Below are 20570 nucleotides of genomic sequence, written 5' to 3'. Positions count from 1 at the left end.
ATAAGAATAGCTAAAGTTTGCTCAGGGAAATGACGAAGGGAATGCTAATCATCAGAAATGTTGGCAAGCGTCACAGAATTTTTCTCATCTTAAACTGTTCTGACCAGTGGATTAGCATGTCTTAAGGTGGTTTTGTGAATGATTATCGTGCTAGCGATCATGGGTTAGTTCTGCGGATTCAACGCGCTAAGGATAAAGTCCACCATCTGTTCGCGATAAACATCGCCGTGGCGATCGGAAAAAGCATCAATGTGTTCGCCATCCGGGATTAGGATCAACCGTTTTGGCTCTTTTGCCAGGCTATACAACTTTTCGCTGTGCTGCCATGGGATAACGTGATCAGCTTTACCGTGAATGAGTAAAAGCGGGATCGGGCTGACGCTGGCGATATAATTTTCGCCGCTGTAACTCTCATCAAGTAAGTAGCCACTGCCGGGGATCATCTGGTTGGCGATGGTTGCATAAGAGGCAAATGTGGAGTCGAGGATCACCGCACGTATGCCTTCACGATCACCCTGACCAATAACAGCAAGAATATTCGCCCCGCCAATACTCTGCCCGAACAGCACCAGCCGTTGTGGGTTTACATCACTGCGATGGCGCACCACATTGATGGCGCTTTGCGTATCGTCCAGCAATCCGGCCTGGGACGGCGTGCCTTTTGATTTACCAAACCCGCGATAATCAAACATAAAAACGTTGAAATTACGCTCGGGTAACCAACTGACCAGCGGCCAGTGGGCGGACATATTTCCGGCATTGCCGTGAGCATGAATGATGGTTGCGATGGCGTTGTCAGCAGGGCCCGTCGAAGAAGGAATAAACCAGCCTTGCAGACGAGTACCGTCCTTAGCCGTAAATTCGACGGATTCCGCCGACCAGGGGTCGGGACCGTAAATTTTATCGTCAGGATAATAGAAGAAGTTGATGGCAACGCGCGGCACTAAATAAACGCAGAAGGCAACAACAAAGAGAATAAACAGAATTTTGGGAACGCGTTTGTTCACTGGCAGTGCCATAACCTTTCCTTGCGACTTCTTTATCATCCATTAATCGGGGAAAGATGGTGGGAGAGTGACGAAAGAAAGTAAAGCGGTGAGGAAGTATTTCAGAATAGCGCCTGAAAGGCGAGGGCGGGTGAGTGACATCACCCGCCTGAGTCATTAACGCTTCAGAGCGTCGCTTAACTCGTCACGCATGTTCGCCAGCATGGCTTTCACAACACGTGGGTTACCAGCAACGATGTTACCGGTCAGCATATAGTTATGACCACCGGTGAAGTCGCTGACGATGCCGCCCGCTTCACGAACCAGCAGCTCGCCTGCCGCGAAATCCCACGGACGCAGACCGATTTCAAAGAAACCGTCAACACGACCCGCAGCGACGTAAGCCAGATCCAGCGCCGCAGAACCGGTACGACGGAAGTCTGCACATTCGTTGAACAGTTTGCCGACGATGTTGATGTAGGTAGTGGCGTACTGTTTTGCTTTGAACGGGAAGCCGGTCGCCAGAATGGTACCGTCGAGATCGCGAGCGGTGCTACCGCGCAGACGGTAGCCGTTCAGCTGTGCGCCCTGACCGCGAGTGGCGGTGAACAGTTCGTTACGCATAGGATCGTATACCACAGCAACTTCGGTGCGGCCTTTGATACGAACGGCGATAGATACCGCGAAGTGCGGCAGACGTTTGATAAAGTTGGTAGTACCATCCAGTGGATCGATAACCCATTGAACATCCTGATCAGTACCTTCAAGTTCACCGCTTTCTTCGGTGATGATGGTGTGCTGTGGGTAAGATTTACGAATCGTGTCGATAATCACCGCTTCGGCAGCTTTATCTACGTTGGTCACGAAATCGTTACTGCCTTTCTGGCTCGCTTCTACAGCGTCCGGGGTTTCATAGTTTTTGGCAATTAAATTACCCGCCTTGCGCGCTGCGCGCACGGCGATGTTCAGCATCGGATGCATCGGTCTCTCTCACTGGATGTTAAAGAACGGGAAAACGGCGCAGAGTATAGCAGCGAGATCGGCATCTGTCTTCGTTTTATGATAAGATGCGTGAATAATCTTTAGATGAAGAAAGACAATGCTGCAAAATATTCGAATTGTGCTGGTGGAGACGTCACACACCGGCAATATGGGTTCTGTTGCCCGTGCCATGAAAACAATGGGATTAACCAATCTGTGGCTGGTTAATCCACTGGTGAAACCCGACTCCCAGGCGATTGCCCTGGCAGCAGGGGCCAGCGATGTGATTGGTAATGCTCACATCGTCGATACGCTCGACGAAGCGTTAGCCGGTTGTAGCCTGGTGGTGGGCACCAGCGCACGCTCCCGCACGCTGCCGTGGCCGATGCTCGACCCGCGCGAATGCGGTCTGAAAAGCGTCGCTGAAGCGGCAAATACCCCGGTGGCGCTGGTGTTTGGTCGTGAGCGCGTCGGCTTGACCAATGAAGAGTTGCAGAAATGCCATTATCATGTCGCGATTGCGGCTAACCCGGAATACAGCTCGCTGAACCTGGCGATGGCGGTTCAGGTTATTGCCTATGAAGTGCGCATGGCCTGGCTGGCAACTCAGGAAAACGGCGAGCAGGTCGAGCATGAAGAGACGCCGTATCCGCTGGTCGATGATCTGGAGCGTTTTTATGGTCATCTGGAACAAACGCTGCTGGCAACCGGTTTTATCCGTGAAAACCATCCGGGGCAGGTGATGAATAAATTGCGCCGTCTGTTTACCCGTGCGCGCCCGGAAAGCCAGGAATTGAATATCCTGCGCGGGATTCTGGCTTCTATTGAGCAGCAGAATAAAGGTAATAAGGCCTGAGGGCTAAGCCAGATAAATGCACGGACGGTCCCCTCGCCCCTTCGGGGAGAGGGTTAGGGTGAGGGGAAGAGGCCAGCGCTAATGCGAATAATTGCCCTCAACCCGCCCATGGTCTGGAAGGACAACAGGTACAAACGCCACGATAAAAAAATGGCACTGAAGGTTAAATACCCGACTAAATCAGTCAAGTAAATAGTTGACCAATTTACTCGGGAATGTCAGACTTGACCCTGCTATGCAATACCCCCACTTTTACAATAAAAAACCCCGGGCAGGGGCGAGTTTGAGGTGAAGTAAGACATGAGACTGACATCTAAAGGGCGCTATGCCGTGACCGCAATGCTTGACGTTGCGCTCAACTCTGAAGCGGGCCCGGTACCGTTGGCTGATATTTCCGAACGTCAGGGAATTTCCCTTTCTTATCTGGAACAACTGTTTTCCCGTCTGCGTAAAAATGGTCTGGTTTCCAGCGTACGTGGACCAGGCGGTGGTTATCTGTTAGGCAAAGATGCCAGCAGCATCGCCGTTGGCGAAGTGATTAGCGCCGTTGACGAATCTGTAGATGCCACCCGTTGTCAGGGTAAAGGCGGCTGCCAGGGCGGCGATAAATGCCTGACCCACGCGCTGTGGCGTGATTTGAGCGACCGTCTCACCGGTTTTCTCAACAACATTACTTTAGGCGAACTGGTTAATAACCAGGAAGTGCTGGATGTGTCTGGTCGTCAGCATACTCACGACGCGCCACGCACCCGCATACAAGACGCGATCGACGTTAAGTTACGCGCTTAATAAAAAGAATTCAGAATCAGGCCGGGGCGTATCGCGCTCCGTAAACACGGTCGTACATCCAGCCGGTAGCCTGGTTCCTTGCATTGAGTGATGTACGGAGTTTATAGAGCAATGAAATTACCGATTTATCTCGACTACTCCGCAACCACGCCGGTGGACCCGCGTGTTGCCGAGAAAATGATGCAGTTTATGACGATGGACGGAACCTTTGGTAACCCGGCCTCTCGTTCTCACCGTTTCGGCTGGCAGGCTGAAGAAGCGGTAGATATCGCCCGTAATCAGATTGCCGATCTGGTCGGCGCTGATCCGCGTGAAATCGTCTTTACCTCTGGTGCAACCGAATCTGACAACCTGGCGATCAAAGGTGCAGCCAACTTTTATCAGAAAAAAGGCAAGCACATCATCACCAGCAAAACCGAACACAAAGCGGTACTGGATACCTGCCGTCAGCTGGAGCGCGAAGGTTTTGAAGTCACCTACCTGGCACCGCAGCGTAACGGCATTATCGACCTGAAAGAACTTGAAGCAGCGATGCGTGACGACACCATCCTTGTTTCCATCATGCACGTAAATAACGAAATCGGCGTGGTGCAGGATATCGCGGCTATCGGCGAAATGTGCCGTGCTCGTGGCATTATCTATCACGTTGATGCAACCCAGAGCGTGGGCAAACTGCCTATCGACCTGAGCCAGTTGAAAGTTGACCTGATGTCTTTCTCCGGTCACAAAATCTATGGCCCGAAAGGTATCGGTGCGCTGTATGTACGTCGTAAACCGCGCGTACGCATCGAAGCGCAAATGCACGGCGGCGGTCACGAGCGCGGTATGCGTTCCGGCACTCTGCCTGTTCACCAGATCGTCGGAATGGGCGAGGCCTATCGCATCGCAAAAGAAGAGATGGCGACCGAGATGGAACGTCTGCGCGGCCTGCGTAACCGTCTGTGGAACGGCATCAAAGATATCGAAGAAGTTTACCTGAACGGTGACCTGGAACACGGTGCGCCGAACATTCTCAACGTCAGCTTCAACTACGTTGAAGGTGAGTCGCTGATTATGGCGCTGAAAGACCTCGCAGTTTCTTCAGGTTCCGCCTGTACGTCAGCAAGCCTCGAACCGTCCTACGTGCTGCGCGCGCTGGGGCTGAACGACGAGCTGGCACATAGCTCTATCCGTTTCTCTTTAGGTCGTTTTACTACTGAAGAAGAGATCGACTACACCATCGAGTTAGTTCGTAAATCCATCGGTCGTCTGCGTGACCTTTCTCCGCTGTGGGAAATGTACAAGCAGGGCGTGGATCTGAACAGCATCGAATGGGCTCATCATTAATCGGTATCGGAATCAGGAGAATTTATAATGGCTTACAGCGAAAAAGTTATCGACCATTACGAGAATCCGCGTAACGTGGGTTCCTTTGACAACAACGACGAGAACGTCGGCAGCGGCATGGTGGGGGCACCGGCCTGTGGCGACGTGATGAAGTTGCAGATTAAAGTCAACGATGAAGGTATCATTGAAGACGCGCGTTTTAAAACTTACGGCTGCGGTTCTGCTATCGCTTCCAGCTCCCTGGTCACCGAATGGGTGAAAGGGAAGTCTCTCGACGAAGCGCAGGCGATCAAAAACACCGATATTGCTGAAGAACTTGAACTGCCGCCGGTGAAAATTCACTGTTCTATTCTGGCAGAAGACGCGATCAAAGCCGCCATTGCGGACTATAAAAGCAAACGTGAAGCAAAATAAGAGTTGAGGTTTGGTTATGTCGATTACACTGAGCGACAGTGCAGCAGCGCGAGTAAATACCTTTCTGGCTAACCGCGGCAAAGGGTTTGGCCTGCGTCTGGGCGTGAGAACCTCCGGATGTTCAGGTATGGCTTATGTACTGGAATTTGTTGACGAACCGACGCCGGAAGACATCGTGTTTGAAGACAAAGGCGTGAAAGTCGTGGTCGATGGCAAAAGCCTGCAATTTCTGGACGGTACGCAGCTGGACTTCGTAAAAGAAGGCCTGAATGAAGGGTTTAAATTCACCAACCCGAACGTTAAAGATGAGTGTGGTTGCGGCGAAAGCTTCCACGTTTGATGCGCATACCGATAACCCCACCGTGGTCGCCTGCGCGTGGGGTTTGTTTTACCTGATTCGCCGTTATCGCGGCGGATCGCAGCCCTGAGAATGTTATGGATTACTTCACCCTCTTTGGCTTGCCTGCCCGTTATCAACTCGATACCCAGGCGCTGAGCCTGCGTTTTCAGGATCTACAACGTCAGTATCATCCTGATAAATTCGCCAGCGGAAGCCAGGCGGAACAACTCGCCGCCGTACAGCAATCTGCAACCATTAACCAGGCCTGGCAAACGCTGCGTCATCCGTTAATGCGCGCGGAATATTTGCTTTCTTTACACGGTTTTGATCTCGCCAGCGAGCAGCATACTGTGCGCGACACCGCGTTCCTGATGGAACAGTTGGAGCTGCGCGAAGAGCTGGACGAGATCGAACAGGCGAAAGATGAAGCGCGGCTGGAAAGCTTTATCAAACGTGTGAAAAAGATGTTTGATACCCGCCATCAGTTGATGGTTGAACAGTTAGACAACGAGGCGTGGGACGCGGCGGCGGATACCGTGCGTAAGCTGCGTTTTCTCGATAAACTGCGGAGCAGTGCCGAACAACTCGAAGAAAAACTGCTCGATTTTTAATTTCTGGAAGCTAAACATGGCCTTATTACAAATTAGTGAACCTGGTTTGAGTGCTGCGCCGCATCAGCGTCGTCTGGCGGCTGGTATTGACCTGGGCACAACCAACTCGCTGGTGGCGACAGTGCGCAGCGGTCAGGCCGAAACGTTAGCCGACCATGAAGGCCGTCACCTGCTGCCATCTGTTGTTCACTATCAACAGCAAGGGCATTCGGTGGGTTATGACGCGCGTACTAACGCAGCGCTTGACACCGCCAACACCATTAGTTCTGTTAAACGCCTGATGGGACGCTCGCTGGCTGATATCCAGCAACGCTATCCGCATCTGCCTTATCAATTCCAGGCCAGCGAAAACGGCCTGCCGATGATTGAAACGGCGGCGGGGCTGCTGAACCCGGTGCGCGTTTCTGCGGACATCCTCAAAGCACTGGCGGCGCGGGCAACTGAAGCCCTGGCAGGCGAGCTGGATGGTGTAGTTATCACCGTTCCGGCGTACTTTGACGATGCCCAGCGTCAGGGCACCAAAGACGCGGCGCGTCTGGCGGGGTTGCATGTTCTGCGCTTACTTAACGAACCGACCGCTGCGGCTATCGCCTACGGGCTGGATTCCGGTCAGGAAGGCGTGATCGCTGTTTATGACCTCGGTGGCGGGACGTTTGATATTTCCATTCTGCGCTTAAGTCGCGGCGTGTTTGAAGTGCTGGCAACCGGCGGTGATTCCGCGCTCGGCGGCGATGATTTCGACCATCTGCTGGCGGATTACATTCGCGAGCAGGCGGGCATTCCTGATCGTAGCGATAACCGCGTTCAGCGTGAACTGCTGGATGCCGCCATTGCAGCCAAAATCGCGCTGAGCGATGCGGACTCCGTGACCGTTAACGTTGCGGGCTGGCAGGGCGAAATCAGCCGTGAACAATTCAATGAACTGATCGCGCCACTGGTAAAACGAACCTTACTGGCTTGTCGTCGCGCGCTGAAAGACGCGGGTGTAGAAGCTGATGAAGTGCTGGAAGTGGTGATGGTGGGCGGTTCTACTCGCGTGCCGCTGGTGCGTGAACGGGTAGGCGAATTTTTCGGTCGTCCACCGCTGACTTCCATCGACCCGGATAAAGTCGTCGCTATTGGCGCGGCGATTCAGGCGGATATTCTGGTGGGTAACAAGCCAGACAGCGAAATGCTGCTGCTTGATGTGATCCCACTGTCGCTGGGCCTCGAAACGATGGGCGGCCTGGTGGAGAAAGTGATTCCGCGTAATACCACTATTCCGGTGGCCCGCGCTCAGGATTTCACCACCTTTAAAGATGGTCAGACGGCGATGTCTATCCATGTAATGCAGGGTGAGCGCGAACTGGTGCAGGACTGCCGCTCACTGGCGCGTTTTGCGCTGCGTGGTATTCCGGCGCTACCGGCTGGTGGTGCGCATATTCGCGTGACGTTCCAGGTCGATGCCGACGGTCTTTTGAGCGTGACGGCGATGGAGAAATCCACCGGCGTTGAGGCGTCTATTCAGGTCAAACCGTCTTACGGTCTGACCGATAGCGAAATCGCTTCGATGATCAAAGACTCAATGAGCTATGCCGAGCAGGACGTAAAAGCCCGAATGCTGGCAGAACAAAAAGTAGAAGCGGCGCGTGTGCTGGAAAGTCTGCACGGCGCGCTGGCTGCTGATGCCGCGCTGTTAAGCGCCGCAGAACGTCAGGTCATTGACGATGCTGCCGCTCACCTGAGTGAAGTGGCGCAGGGCGATGACGTTGACGCCATCGAACAAGCGATTAAAAACGTAGACAAACAAACCCAGGATTTCGCCGCTCGCCGCATGGACCAGTCGGTTCGTCGTGCGCTGAAAGGCCATTCCGTGGACGAGGTTTAATATGCCAAAGATTGTTATTTTGCCTCATCAGGATCTCTGCCCTGATGGCGCTGTTCTGGAAGCTAATAGCGGTGAAACCATTCTCGACGCAGCTCTGCGTAACGGTATCGAGATTGAACACGCCTGTGAAAAATCCTGTGCTTGCACCACCTGCCACTGCATCGTTCGTGAAGGTTTTGACTCGCTGCCGGAAAGCTCAGAGCAGGAAGACGACATGCTGGACAAAGCCTGGGGACTGGAGCCGGAAAGCCGTTTAAGCTGCCAGGCGCGCGTCACCGACGAAGATTTAGTGGTCGAAATCCCGCGTTACACTATCAACCATGCGCGTGAGCATTAACAGAGGTTAGTATGGGACTTAAATGGACCGATAGCCGCGAAATTGGCGAAGCACTGTACGATGCGTATCCCGATCTTGATCCGAAAACGGTTCGATTCACCGATATGCATCAGTGGATTTGCGATCTGGAAGATTTCGACGACGACCCGCAGGCATCCAACGAGAAAATCCTCGAAGCGATTTTGTTAGTCTGGCTGGACGAGGCCGAATAATTTCCGCGTCATGCTTCACGCCGCAGATGCGTTGGCTGCGCTCGTTCACCCCAGTCACATAGTTATCTATGCTCCTGGGGCTTCACTCACTTGCCGCCTTCCTGCAACGCGAATCATTTAGCGGAAAAATCCTGGGGCTGCCAACTGGCGGCCCTTTTACAAAGAAGGATAACTAAAATGACAGAAGCGATGAAGATTACCCTCTCTACCCAACCTGCCGACGCGCGCTGGGGAGAAAAAGCAACTTACAGCATTAATAATGACGGCATTACCCTGCATTTGAACGGGGCAGACGATCTGGGGCTGATCCAGCGTGCGGCGCGCAAGATTGACGGTCTGGGCATCAAGCATGTTCAGTTAAGCGGTGAAGGCTGGGATGCGGATCGCTGCTGGGCATTCTGGCAAGGTTACAAAGCCCCGAAAGGCACGCGTAAAGTGGAGTGGCCGGATCTGGACGATGCCCAGCGCCAGGAACTGGATAACCGCCTGATGATCATCGACTGGGTGCGTGACACCATCAACGCACCGGCAGAAGAATTGGGACCATCGCAACTGGCACAGCGTGCTGTTGATCTGATCAGCAACGTCGCGGGCGATCGTGTGACTTATCGGATCACCAAAGGCGAAGATCTGCGTGAGCAAGGTTATATGGGGCTGCACACCGTCGGGCGCGGTTCAGAACGTTCTCCGGTATTGCTGGCGCTGGATTACAACCCAACTGGCGATAAAGAAGCACCGGTGTACGCGTGCCTGGTAGGTAAAGGTATCACTTTTGACTCCGGCGGCTACAGCATCAAACAGACTGCGTTTATGGACTCGATGAAGTCGGACATGGGCGGCGCGGCAACGGTTACCGGGGCGCTGGCATTTGCCATTACGCGCGGACTGAACAAGCGCGTGAAGCTGTTCCTCTGCTGTGCGGATAACCTGATTAGCGGCAATGCGTTCAAGCTGGGCGATATCATCACCTATCGCAACGGTAAAAAAGTTGAAGTGATGAACACTGATGCCGAAGGGCGTCTGGTGCTTGCCGATGGTCTGATTGATGCCAGTGCGCAGAAACCGGAAATGATCATTGATGCGGCGACCCTCACCGGGGCGGCGAAAACTGCGCTGGGTAATGATTATCACGCGCTGTTCAGTTTTGACGATGCGCTTGCCGGTCGTTTGCTGGCGAGTGCCTCACAAGAGAACGAACCATTCTGGCGTCTGCCGCTGGCGGAATTCCACCGCAGCCAGCTGCCGTCTAACTTTGCCGAACTGAACAATACCGGAAGCGCGGCGTATCCGGCAGGCGCGAGCACGGCGGCGGGCTTCCTGTCGCACTTTGTTGAGAACTATCAGCAAGGCTGGCTGCATATCGACTGCTCGGCGACTTACCGTAAAGCGCCGGTTGAACAGTGGTCTGCGGGCGCTACGGGACTTGGTGTGCGCACGATAGCTAATCTGTTAACGGCGTAAACTAATATGCCGGATGCGGCGTAAACGCCTTATCCGGCCTACAAATTCTGCAAATTCAACAAATTGCGAATCCCTTGTAGGCCTGATAAGCGTAGCGCATCAGGCATTTGCGCCCCGAACGTTGAATGAATTGTGGTTCATATGTCCGAAACAAAAAACGAACTTGAAGACCTGCTGGAAAAAGCAGCAACCGAACCGGCGCACCGCCCGGCCTTTTTCCGTACTCTACTGGAATCCACCGTCTGGGTGCCTGGTACGGCGGCGCAGGGCGAGGCTGTGGTTGAAGATAGTGCGCTTGATTTACAGCACTGGGAAAAAGAAGACGGCACCAGCGTCATTCCTTTTTTCACCTCGTTAGAAGCGCTTCAACAGGCGGTTGAAGACGAACAGGCATTTGTCGTAATGCCCGTTCGCACATTGTTTGAGATGACCCTTGGCGAAACGCTCTTCCTTAATGCCAAACTGCCGACCGGTAAAGAATTTATGCCGCGTGAAATCAGTTTGTTGATTGGTGAAGAGGGAAATCCGCTGAGCAGCCAGGAAATCCTGGAAGGCGGTGAATCGCTGATATTATCGGAAGTCGCAGAGCCGCCAGCACAAATGATTGATTCACTCACCACCTTATTTAAAACCATTAAGTCGGTGAAGCGTGCTTTTATTTGTTCAATTAAAGAGAACGAAGAGGCACAGCCTAATTTACTTATTGGCATTGAAGCCGATGGTGATATCGAAGAAATTATTCAGGCGACGGGAAGTGTAGCGACCGATACATTACCTGGCGATGAACCAATCGATATTTGTCAGGTGAAAAAAGGGGAAAAAGGAATTAGCCACTTTATTACCGAACATATTGTGCCATTCTATGAACGTCGCTGGGGTGGTTTTTTGCGTGACTTTAAACAGAATCGGATAATCTAAAATATGCCGCCCCAAAGGGCGGCATTCGGGCTTACTTGCTGCTCTGAAGGTTGTTAACCACCAGTAAATTGTCGCCGGAGAGACTCCGGTTATTATTTACTTGGGAAAACAGCGCACCAGAAACAATAAGTACGATACAGAAGCACCGTATCTTCATTGTGCGGTCCATGCGAAGACCGCATCACGACAGCACCACTGGCGATATTGCCGCGATAGCAAGCGCTGAGACGCGCTTGCTCTAACGGTCGCGGAACATCCTTTCCTTAAGCCAGCGCCCGCTTGCGAGACGGCGGAAAGGGCCGCAGTGGATAATACACTAACAGAACAATAATAACTCTCTTTTGCTTGACAAAAAGAGAGTTACTGGCGAGTATTGTCTCCGCTGAGACGCGCTTGCATTACTACGGTAATACAACCTGCTGGAAAGGCCGCGAACCAGACCAGCAATAAAAAACCGCCAAATTCGGCGGTTTTTTATTGCCTGTAAAATACTTATTTCACTGGCTCAACCGGTAAATCTGCCCGCGCGCCCCATTCACTCCATGCGCCGTCGTACAGTTTCACGTTTGGCACATCCAGCGTCGCGAGTGCTAACAAAACCACGGCTGCCGTTACACCAGAGCCGCAGCTGACGATAATTGGTTTGTCGTAGCTGACGCCGCGACCAAAAAATATCGCATCCAGTTCATCGGTCGTTTTTAGTTCGCCTTCGCGCACCAGTTCCGTCCACGGAACATTCAGTGCTCCGGGAATATGTCCGCGACGTAAACCTGGGCGAGGTTCATCAACTTCTGCGTTAAAACGTGCAGCCGGGCGGGCATCAATAATTTGCGCCGTATTTTCATGGCTTGCCAATAATACATCGGTTACTTTCACCACGGCTTCAGGATTAAACGCGGCGTTAAACTCTCCTTCCGGCAGCTCTACTGCACCTTCTTCTAACAGCAGATCATCGCGCTGCCAGCCTGCAAGTCCACCCCCCAGAATCGACACTTTCTCTACACCAAAGGTGCGCAGCATCCACCATGCTCGTGGGGCTGAGAAAAGATTACCTTCGTCATAGACAATCAGGTGCTTATCCTGGTTAACGCCTAATTCACGCATCGCCACGGCGAACGTTTCCGGGCGCGGCAGCATGTGCGGAAGCGGGGAAGTGTGATCAGAAAGCGCTTCGATATCAAAAAACACTGCGCCGGGAATATGTCCATTCAGATACTCCTGAGCAACGTTACGATCTTCCTGTCCAGGCGACGCCATGCGGGCATCGATAATCTGAATTTCCGGGTCATCAATATGTTCGGCGAGCCAGTCGGCTCCTACAAACCATGTCGTGGACATAGGCATCTCCATTTTTGCCGGGGTTAGGCTAAATTGTCGGATGTTTAGTGAAAAGCGACAAGCGAAAGAGGCTGATTTGGCTGTCTGAGCCACAATTCTCACTAAAATTCGGATTGTATGGGCGTGATACTGAATTACATAACGTAAATTCTCACGCATAATAATTATTCGACGTTGCTAACGGGCCATTGTGGCAGGGATGAAAAATGAAAAAGTTACGCGTAGCCGCCTGCATGCTAATGCTGGCGCTGGCAGGGTGCGACAACAACGATAACGCGCCAACAGCGGTGAAAAAAGATGCGCCTTCTGAAGTTACTAAAGCGGCCTCTTCAGAAAACGCGAGTTCAGCAAAACTCTCCGTGCCGGAGAGACAAAAACTGGCCCAACAGAGTGCCGGTAAGGTGCTGACATTGCTGGATCTCTCTGAAGTCCAACTTGATGGTGCAGCCACGCTGGTGCTGACGTTCTCCATCCCTCTCGACCCGGATCAGGATTTCTCACGCGTTATTCATGTCGTCGATAAAAAAAGCGGCAAAGTGGATGGTGCCTGGGAGCTGTCAGATAATCTTAAAGAGTTACGTTTACGCCACCTCGAACCGAAACGTGATTTGATCGTTACTATTGGCAAGGAGGTCAAAGCACTCAACAACGCAACCTTCAGTAAAGATTACGAAAAAACTATAACTACCCGCGACATCCAACCCAGCGTCGGTTTTGCCAGCCGTGGTTCGCTGCTGCCTGGTAAAGTCGTTGAAGGGCTGCCGGTAATGGCGCTCAACGTTAATAATGTCGATGTTAACTTCTTCCGCGTTAAGCCAGAATCTCTGCCAGCATTCATTAGCCAATGGGAATACCGCAATTCGCTGGCGAACTGGCAGTCAGACAAACTGCTGCAGATGGCGGATCTGGTCTACACCGGACGGTTTGATCTCAATCCTGCGCGTAACACCCGTGAAAAATTATTGCTGCCGCTGGGCGATATCAAACCGCTTCAGCAGGCGGGCGTGTATCTGGCTGTGATGAATCAGGCTGGACGTTACGATTACAGTAATCCCGCGACGCTGTTTACGTTAAGTGATATCGGCGTTTCAGCTCACCGTTATCACAATCGTCTGGATATCTTTACCCAAAGTCTGGAAAACGGCGCGGCCCAGCAAGGAATTGAAGTCTCTTTATTAAATGAGAAAGGGCAGACTCTGACTCAGGCAACCAGTGACGCTCAGGGGCATGTGCAGCTGGAAAATGATAAAAACGCGGCATTACTGTTGGCGCGTAAAGACGGTCAGACAACGCTACTCGATTTAAAACTTCCGGCGCTGGACTTAGCAGAATTTAACATTGCTGGCGCGCCAGGCTATAGCAAACAGTTTTTCATGTTTGGCCCACGCGATCTTTATCGCCCAGGTGAAACGGTAATCCTCAATGGTTTGCTGCGTGATGCAGACGGTAAAGCGTTGCCCAATCAACCCATCAAGTTAGACGTGATTAAACCCGATGGGCAGGTACTCAGGAGCGTCGTTAGTCAGCCGGAGAATGGCCTCTACCACTTTACCTGGCCACTCGATAGCAATGCGGCAACCGGTATGTGGCATATTCGCGCTAACACGGGCGATAACCAGTATCGGATGTGGGATTTCCACGTCGAAGATTTTATGCCAGAGCGCATGGCGCTGAATCTGACCGGTGAGAAAACCCCGCTAACGCCGAAAGATGAAGTGAAATTCTCCGTGGTGGGGTACTACCTGTATGGTGCACCTGCTAATGGTAATACTTTGCAAGGGCAACTTTTCCTGCGCCCACTGCGTGAAGCTGTGTCAGCCTTACCTGGTTTTGAATTCGGCGATATAGCTGCCGAAAATCTTTCCCGCACGCTGGATGAAGTTCAGTTGACGCTGGATGATAAAGGGCGCGGCGAAGTTTCTACAGAAAGCCAGTGGAAGGAAACGCATTCCCCATTACAGGTTATTTTCCAGGGTAGTTTGCTGGAATCGGGCGGTCGCCCGGTGACGCGCCGCGCTGAGCAGGCTATCTGGCCTGCCGATGCATTGCCGGGGATCCGTCCGCAGTTCGCCTCGAAATCGGTTTACGATTATCGCACTGACAGCACGGTGAAACAGCCCATTGTTGATGAAGGCAGTAACGCCGGTTTTGACATCGTTTATAGCGATGCGCAAGGCGTGAAAAAAGCCGTGTCGGGCTTGCAGGTGCGCCTGATTCGCGAACGCCGCGATTACTACTGGAACTGGTCAGAAGATGAAGGCTGGCAGTCACAGTTTGATCAAAAAGATCTGATCGAAAATGAACAAACTCTGGATCTTCAGGCGGATGAAACCGGTAAGGTCAGTTTCCCGGTAGAGTGGGGCGCTTATCGTCTGGAAGTCAAAGCGCCGAATGAAGCGGTCAGTAGCGTGCGTTTCTGGGCTGGCTATAGCTGGCAGGACAACAGCGACGGGAGCGGTGCCGTGCGACCCGACCGTGTCACGCTGAAACTGGATAAAGCCAGTTATCGCCCTGGCGATACCATTAAGTTGCATATTGCCGCGCCAACGGCGGGTAAAGGTTATGCGATGGTCGAGTCCAGTGAAGGGCCGTTGTGGTGGCAAGAGATTGATGTTCCGGCTCAAGGGCTGGATCTGACGATTCCGGTCGATAAAACCTGGAATCGTCATGATCTGTATTTAAGTACGCTGGTAGTACGTCCTGGCGATAAATCTCGCTCCGCGACGCCAAAACGCGCAGTTGGGGTGTTGCATCTGCCGCTTGGCGATGAAAACCGTCGCCTCGATCTGGCGCTGGAAACACCAGCAAAAATGCGGCCGAATCAACCATTAACCGTGAAAATTAAAGCCAGCACTAAAAATGGCGAGAAGCCTAAACAGGTGAATGTGCTGGTGTCTGCCGTTGATAGTGGTGTGCTGAATATTACTGACTACGTCACGCCAGATCCGTGGCAGGCGTTCTTTGGTCAGAAACGCTATGGCGCAGACATTTACGATATTTACGGTCAGGTTATTGAAGGTCAGGGGCGTCTGGCAGCTCTGCGTTTCGGTGGCGATGGTGATGAGCTGAAACGTGGTGGTAAACCGCCGGTCAATCACGTCAATATTGTCGCGCAGCAGGCGCTGCCGGTAACGCTCAACGAACAGGGCGAAGGCTCGGTTACACTGCCGATTGGCGATTTTAACGGTGAATTGCGCGTCATGGCGCAAGCCTGGACGGCAGATGATTTCGGTAGCAACGAAAGCAAAGTGATAGTTGCCGCACCGGTGATTGCTGAACTGAACATGCCGCGCTTTATGGCGAGTGGCGATACCTCGCGTCTGACGCTGGATATCACTAATCTTACCGATAAACCGCAAAAACTGAACGTTGCCCTGACCGCCAGTGGTTTGCTTGAACTGGTCAGCGATTCACCCGCAGCCGTTGAATTAGCGCCAGGTGTGCGTACTACGCTGTTTATCCCGGTGCGAGCATTGCCGGGTTATGGCGATGGAGAAATTCAGGCCACCATTAGCGGGTTAGCGTTACCGGGTGAAACCGTTGCCGATCAGCATAAGCAGTGGAAAATCGGCGTCCGTCCGGCGTTCCCGGCACAAACGGTTAATTACGGTACGGCGTTACAGCCTGGTGAGACATGGGCGATTCCGGCGGATGGATTGCAAAACTTCTCGCCTGTTACGCTGGAAGGGCAATTGTTGTTGAGCGGCAAACCACCGCTGAACATTGCACGTTATATCAAAGAGTTAAAAGCGTATCCGTACGGCTGTCTTGAGCAAACCGCCAGCGGCCTGTTCCCGTCACTTTATACCAACGCAGCCCAACTGCAGGCGTTGGGCATCAAAGGCGACAGTGATGAGAAACGCCGTGCATCGGTCGATATCGGCATTTCCCGTTTGCTGCAAATGCAACGTGATAACGGCGGCTTTGCGCTGTGGGATAAAAACGGTGACGAAGAGTACTGGCTGACGGCTTACGTGATGGATTTCCTGGTCCGCGCAGGCGAACAGGGTTACAGCGTGCCGACAGACGCCATTAACCGGGGTAATGAGCGTCTGCTGCGCTATTTACAAGATCCGGGCATGATGTCGATCCCGTACGCGGATAATCTCAAAGCCAGTAAATTCGCCGTTCAGTCTTACGCTGCGCTGGTGCTGGCCCGTCAGCAAAAAGCACCACTGGGTGCGCTGCGTGAAATCTGGGAGCATCGTGCAGATGCCGCTTCTGGTTTACCGCTGCTGCAACTTGGCGTTGCGCTGAAAACCATGGGTGATGCAACGCGTGGTGAAGAAGCGATTGTGCTGGCGCTGAAAACGCCGAGAAATAGTGATGAGCGGATATGGCTGGGTGATTACGGTAGTCCACTGCGCGACAACGCGTTAATGCTCTCCTTGCTGGAAGAAAATAAACTGCTACCCGATGAGCAGAACACTTTGCTGAACACGCTTTCGCAGCAGGCATTTGGTGAACGCTGGCTATCGACGCAGGAAAGTAACGCGTTGTTCCTGGCTGCCCGTACGATTCAGGATTTACCGGGTAAATGGCAGGCGCAAACCTCTTTCTCAGCTGAGCCGCTGACAGGCGAGAAAACGCTAAACAGCAATCTGAATAGCGATCAACTTGCCACCTTGCAGGTGAGAAACAGTGGCGATCAGCCGTTATGGTTGCGTATGGATGCCAGCGGTTATCCGCAATCCGCACCTTTACCGGCGAACAATGTGCTGCAAATCGAGCGTCATATTCTTGGTACTGATGGTAAGAGCAAATCGCTGGACTCGTTACGTAGCGGCGATCTAGTGCTGGTCTGGTTGCAGGTAAAAGCCAGTAACAGCGTGCCGGATGCGTTAGTCGTGGATCTGCTGCCTGCGGGTCTGGAACTGGAAAATCAGAATCTGGCGAACGGTAGCGCCAGCCTGGAGCAAAGTGGTGGCGAAGTGCAAAACTTACTGAACCAGATGCAGCAGGCGAGCATTAAGCACATTGAGTTCCGTGACGATCGCTTTGTGGCGGCGGTTGCCGTTGATGAATACCAACCGGTAACGCTGGTGTATCTGGCGCGGGCGGTGACGCCGGGAACGTATCAGGTACCGCAACCGATGGTGGAATCAATGTATGTTCCCCAATGGCGGGCGACCGGCGCGGCTGAAGATCTGCTGATTGTCCGACCGTAAATGCCTCGCTTGTTAACCAAACGCGGCTGCTGGATAACGCTGGCAGCTGCGCCATTTCTCCTTTTTCTTGCAGCGTGGGGAGCAGATAAACTCTGGCCTCTACCGCTGCATGAAGTCAATCCCGCACGAGTGGTCGTGGCGCAGGATGGTACGCCGCTATGGCGCTTCGCCGATGCTGACGGCATCTGGCGTTATCCGGTAACAATCGAAGATGTTTCTCCACGTTACCTTGAAGCGCTGATCAATTATGAAGATCGCTGGTTCTGGAAGCATCCGGGGGTGAATCCATTCTCGGTGGCGCGCGCAGCATGGCAAGATCTCACTTCGGGACGGGTTATTTCCGGTGGCAGCACGCTCACTATGCAGGTTGCTCGTCTGCTTGATCCTCACCCCAAAACATTTGGCGGCAAAATTCGCCAGCTCTGGCGCGCGTTGCAACTGGAATGGCATCTGTCTAAGCGTGAAATTCTGACCTTGTATCTTAACCGCGCTCCGTTTGGCGGTACGTTGCAGGGGATCGGTGCGGCAAGTTGGGCTTATCTCGGAAAGTCGCCTGCGAATTTAAGCTATTCCGAGGCGGCAATGCTGGCGGTTTTGCCGCAAGCGCCCAGCCGTCTTCGCCCGGATCGTTGGCCGGAGCGTGCCGAAGCCGCGCGTAATAAAGTGCTCGAACGGATGGCCGTGCAAGGTGCGTGGTCCCGTGAGCAGGTAAAAGAGTCAAGGGAAGAACCCATCTGGCTGGCACCCCGACAAATGCCGCAACTGGCACCGCTGTTTTCGCGCATGATGCTCGGTAAAAGCAAAAGCGACAAAATCGTTACTACGCTGGATGCCGGTCTTCAACGACGTCTGGAAGAACTGGCGCAAAACTGGAAAGGTCGGTTGCCACCGCGCAGCTCACTGGCGATGATCGTGGTTGATCATACCGATATGCGTGTTCGCGGCTGGGTGGGATCGGTTGATCTCAACGATGATTCACGCTTTGGTCATGTTGATATGGTCAATGCGATCCGATCGCCAGGATCGGTGCTCAAACCGTTTGTTTATGGTCTGGCGCTGGATGAAGGCTTGATCCACCCGGCATCACTGCTGCAAGACGTCCCCCGGCGCACCGGTGATTATCGACCAGGTAACTTTGATAGCGGTTTTCATGGCCCGATCAGCATGAGCGAGGCGCTGGTGCGCTCGCTGAACTTACCTGCTGTGCAGGTGCTGGAAGCCTATGGACCGAAACGGTTTGCGGCAAAGTTACGCAATGTTGGATTGCCGTTATATTTGCCCAACGGTGCTGCGCCGAATCTTTCACTCATTCTCGGCGGCGCTGGTGCAAAACTGGAAGATATGGCGGCAGCGTATACCGCGTTTGCTCGCCACGGCAAGGCAGGCAAATTGCGCTTACAGCCTGACGATCCGCTGCTTGAACGGCCTTTAATGTCGTCGGGGGCGGCGTGGATCATTCGCCGGATTATGGCTGATGAAGCGAAACCCTTGCCGGATAGTGCCTTGCCGCGCGTCGCCCCACTGGCATGGAAAACGGGCACCAGCTATGGCTATCGTGACGCCTGGGCGATTGGGGTTAACGCTCGCTATGTCATTGGGATCTGGACTGGCAGACCGGACGGCACGCCCGTTGTTGGTCAGTTTGGCTTTGCCAGTGCCGTACCATTGTTGAATCAGGTCAATAATATCTTACTGTCGCGCAGTGCGAATCTGCCGGAAGACCCGCGCCCGAACTCAGTCACTCGTGGCGTTATCTGCTGGCCGGGCGGACAGTCTTTGCCGGAAGGTGACGGTAACTGTCGCCGCCGCCTGGCAACCTGGCTGCTGGACGGGAGTCAGCCGCCAACTCTATTACTGCCGGAGCAGGAAGGCATTAATGGCATTCGTTTCCCCATCTGGCTGGATGAAAATGGCAAACGTGTTGCCGCTGATTGCCCGCAAGCGCGACAAGAAATGATAAATGTCTGGCCGCTACCGCTGGAACCCTGGCTGCCCGCATCAGAACGTCGCGCTGTGCGCTTACCACCGGCCTCGACAATTTGCCCGTCATACGGTCACGATGCCCAGCTCCCTCTGCAGCTGACAGGCGTTCGCGATGGCGCGATTATTAAACGTTTACCGGGCGCAGCGGAAGCGACTTTGCCGTTGCAATCAAGTGGAGGGGCAGGTGAACGCTGGTGGTTTCTGAATGGCGAACCGTTAACTGAACGCGGGCGCAACGTGACCCTGCATTTGACGGATAAAGGTGATTATCAATTGCTGGTGATGGATGATGTGGGGCAAATCGCGACAGTGAAATTTGTCATGCAATAGTCTGTTTTGTCCCTGATTGTTGCTAAAACTCATTTTATTTTAAAAAAATGTTACCTTCATCAATAGTCAACGGCCCTGTTGCTCATTATAATCCGCGCCATCTCGTACGCTGGTACAGACAACAACAGAACAATTTACAGAGGTAAAAATGGCTATTGAACGTACTTTTTCCATCATCAAACCGAACGCGGTAGCAAAAAACGTCATTGGTAATATCTTTGCGCGCTTTGAAGCTGCAGGGTTCAAAATTGTCGGCACCAAAATGCTGCACCTGACCGTTGAACAGGCACGTGGCTTTTATGCTGAACACGATGGAAAACCGTTCTTTGATGGTCTGGTTGAATTCATGACCTCTGGCCCGATCGTGGTTTCCGTGCTGGAAGGTGAAAACGCCGTTCAGCGTCACCGCGATCTGCTGGGCGCGACCAATCCGGCAAACGCACTGGCTGGTACTCTGCGCGCTGATTACGCTGACAGCCTGACCGAAAACGGTACCCACGGTTCTGATTCCGTCGAATCTGCCGCTCGCGAAATCGCTTATTTCTTTGGCGAAGGCGAAGTGTGCCCGCGCACCCGTTAATAATTTCGTAAATGCCGCGTGCAAACGTGGCATCCGTGCGCCAGAATTTGTACAATGCAGCGCCCCCGGACGA

General features: G+C 53.1%; 18 protein-coding genes. 14 read left to right on the top strand and 4 right to left on the bottom strand.

Features of this window, described 5'->3' with window-relative positions; all coding sequences use genetic code 11:
• Positions 1-164: 164 nt before the first annotated feature.
• Together ACJHXA_RS16440 and suhB are read right to left on the bottom strand one after the other, a co-directional pair.
• Positions 165-1019, bottom strand: a complete 855-nt coding sequence (locus ACJHXA_RS16440; protein WP_001299515.1) for an alpha/beta hydrolase — start codon at positions 1017-1019, stop codon at positions 165-167.
• 144 nt (positions 1020-1163) lie between these two features.
• A complete protein-coding gene (gene suhB / locus ACJHXA_RS16435) occupies positions 1164-1967 on the bottom strand; it encodes an inositol-1-monophosphatase (RefSeq protein WP_000553451.1) in 804 nt (267 codons plus the stop codon).
• Positions 1968-2085: 118 nt separating this feature from the next.
• On the opposite strand from suhB, the gene trmJ reads away from it, so the two are divergent.
• The 11 genes from trmJ (at position 2086) to sseB (ending at position 11098) form a co-directional block, all read left to right on the top strand.
• Positions 2086-2823, top strand: coding sequence for a tRNA (cytosine(32)/uridine(32)-2'-O)-methyltransferase TrmJ (trmJ, locus tag ACJHXA_RS16430; protein ID WP_000940018.1), 738 nt, complete (start codon positions 2086-2088; stop codon positions 2821-2823).
• Between the two features lie 300 nt (positions 2824-3123).
• Positions 3124-3612, top strand: coding sequence for a Fe-S cluster assembly transcriptional regulator IscR (gene iscR / locus ACJHXA_RS16425; RefSeq protein ID WP_001241356.1), 489 nt, complete (start codon positions 3124-3126; stop codon positions 3610-3612).
• Between the two features lie 111 nt (positions 3613-3723).
• Positions 3724-4938: a cysteine desulfurase gene (iscS, locus tag ACJHXA_RS16420; protein ID WP_001295373.1), complete on the top strand. Its 1215-nt coding sequence runs from the start codon at positions 3724-3726 to the stop codon at positions 4936-4938.
• Between the two features lie 27 nt (positions 4939-4965).
• Entirely contained in the window at positions 4966-5352 is a 387-nt protein-coding gene (gene iscU / locus ACJHXA_RS16415; RefSeq protein ID WP_000331707.1) for a Fe-S cluster assembly scaffold IscU, read from the top strand.
• A gap of 16 nt (positions 5353-5368) precedes the next feature.
• Positions 5369-5692 (top strand): iron-sulfur cluster assembly protein IscA, encoded by a 324-nt coding sequence (iscA, locus tag ACJHXA_RS16410; RefSeq protein ID WP_000028953.1) that lies wholly within the window; start codon positions 5369-5371, stop codon positions 5690-5692.
• A 95-nt stretch (positions 5693-5787) separates the two neighbouring features.
• Positions 5788-6303 (top strand): co-chaperone HscB, encoded by a 516-nt coding sequence (hscB, locus tag ACJHXA_RS16405; protein WP_000384411.1) that lies wholly within the window; start codon positions 5788-5790, stop codon positions 6301-6303.
• Positions 6304-6319: 16 nt separating this feature from the next.
• On the top strand, positions 6320-8170 hold the full coding sequence (gene hscA, locus ACJHXA_RS16400) for a Fe-S protein assembly chaperone HscA (RefSeq protein WP_001196613.1): 1851 nt from the start codon (positions 6320-6322) through the stop codon (positions 8168-8170).
• A gap of 1 nt (position 8171) precedes the next feature.
• Positions 8172-8507, top strand: coding sequence for an ISC system 2Fe-2S type ferredoxin (fdx, locus tag ACJHXA_RS16395; RefSeq protein WP_001124469.1), 336 nt, complete (start codon positions 8172-8174; stop codon positions 8505-8507).
• 11 nt (positions 8508-8518) lie between these two features.
• Positions 8519-8719 carry a Fe-S cluster assembly protein IscX gene (gene iscX / locus ACJHXA_RS16390; RefSeq protein ID WP_000523616.1) on the top strand — a complete coding sequence of 67 codons (201 nt, stop codon included), beginning with the start codon at positions 8519-8521 and terminating at the stop codon, positions 8717-8719.
• A gap of 177 nt (positions 8720-8896) precedes the next feature.
• Positions 8897-10180 carry an aminopeptidase PepB gene (gene pepB, locus ACJHXA_RS16385; RefSeq protein WP_000133582.1) on the top strand — a complete coding sequence of 428 codons (1284 nt, stop codon included), beginning with the start codon at positions 8897-8899 and terminating at the stop codon, positions 10178-10180.
• 141 nt (positions 10181-10321) lie between these two features.
• Complete coding sequence (gene sseB / locus ACJHXA_RS16380; protein WP_001297328.1) at positions 10322-11098, top strand: enhanced serine sensitivity protein SseB; 777 nt, start codon at positions 10322-10324, stop codon at positions 11096-11098.
• Positions 11099-11129: 31 nt separating this feature from the next.
• Here the strand turns inward: sseB and timP are convergent, their stop codons facing one another.
• The gene (gene timP, locus ACJHXA_RS16375) at positions 11130-11255 is read right to left on the bottom strand and encodes a small toxic inner membrane protein TimP (protein ID WP_001385884.1); all 126 of its coding nucleotides are present in this window, start codon (positions 11253-11255) and stop codon (positions 11130-11132) included.
• Between the two features lie 335 nt (positions 11256-11590).
• A complete protein-coding gene (sseA, locus tag ACJHXA_RS16370) occupies positions 11591-12436 on the bottom strand; it encodes a 3-mercaptopyruvate sulfurtransferase (RefSeq protein ID WP_000108626.1) in 846 nt (281 codons plus the stop codon).
• A 206-nt stretch (positions 12437-12642) separates the two neighbouring features.
• Here sseA and yfhM point away from each other — a divergent pair, with 206 nt between their 5' ends.
• The 3 genes from yfhM to ndk all read left to right on the top strand — a co-directional run bounded on the left by yfhM (position 12643) and on the right by ndk (position 20497).
• On the top strand, positions 12643-17604 hold the full coding sequence (gene yfhM, locus ACJHXA_RS16365; protein WP_000736323.1) for an alpha2-macroglobulin: 4962 nt from the start codon (positions 12643-12645) through the stop codon (positions 17602-17604).
• Positions 17605-19917 carry a peptidoglycan glycosyltransferase PbpC gene (pbpC, locus tag ACJHXA_RS16360; RefSeq protein ID WP_001137667.1) on the top strand — a complete coding sequence of 771 codons (2313 nt, stop codon included), beginning with the start codon at positions 17605-17607 and terminating at the stop codon, positions 19915-19917.
• 148 nt (positions 19918-20065) lie between these two features.
• Positions 20066-20497 (top strand): nucleoside-diphosphate kinase, encoded by a 432-nt coding sequence (ndk, locus tag ACJHXA_RS16355; protein WP_000963837.1) that lies wholly within the window; start codon positions 20066-20068, stop codon positions 20495-20497.
• Positions 20498-20570 lie beyond the last annotated feature (73 nt).

It is taken from the genome of Escherichia sp. WS33 (assembly GCF_046486385.1).
In the GTDB taxonomy this organism is placed as follows: Bacteria; Pseudomonadota; Gammaproteobacteria; order Enterobacterales; family Enterobacteriaceae; genus ECMA0423.
The sequence above is the reverse complement of the archived record's forward strand: the minus strand, read 5'-3'. Positions and strand labels throughout refer to the sequence as shown.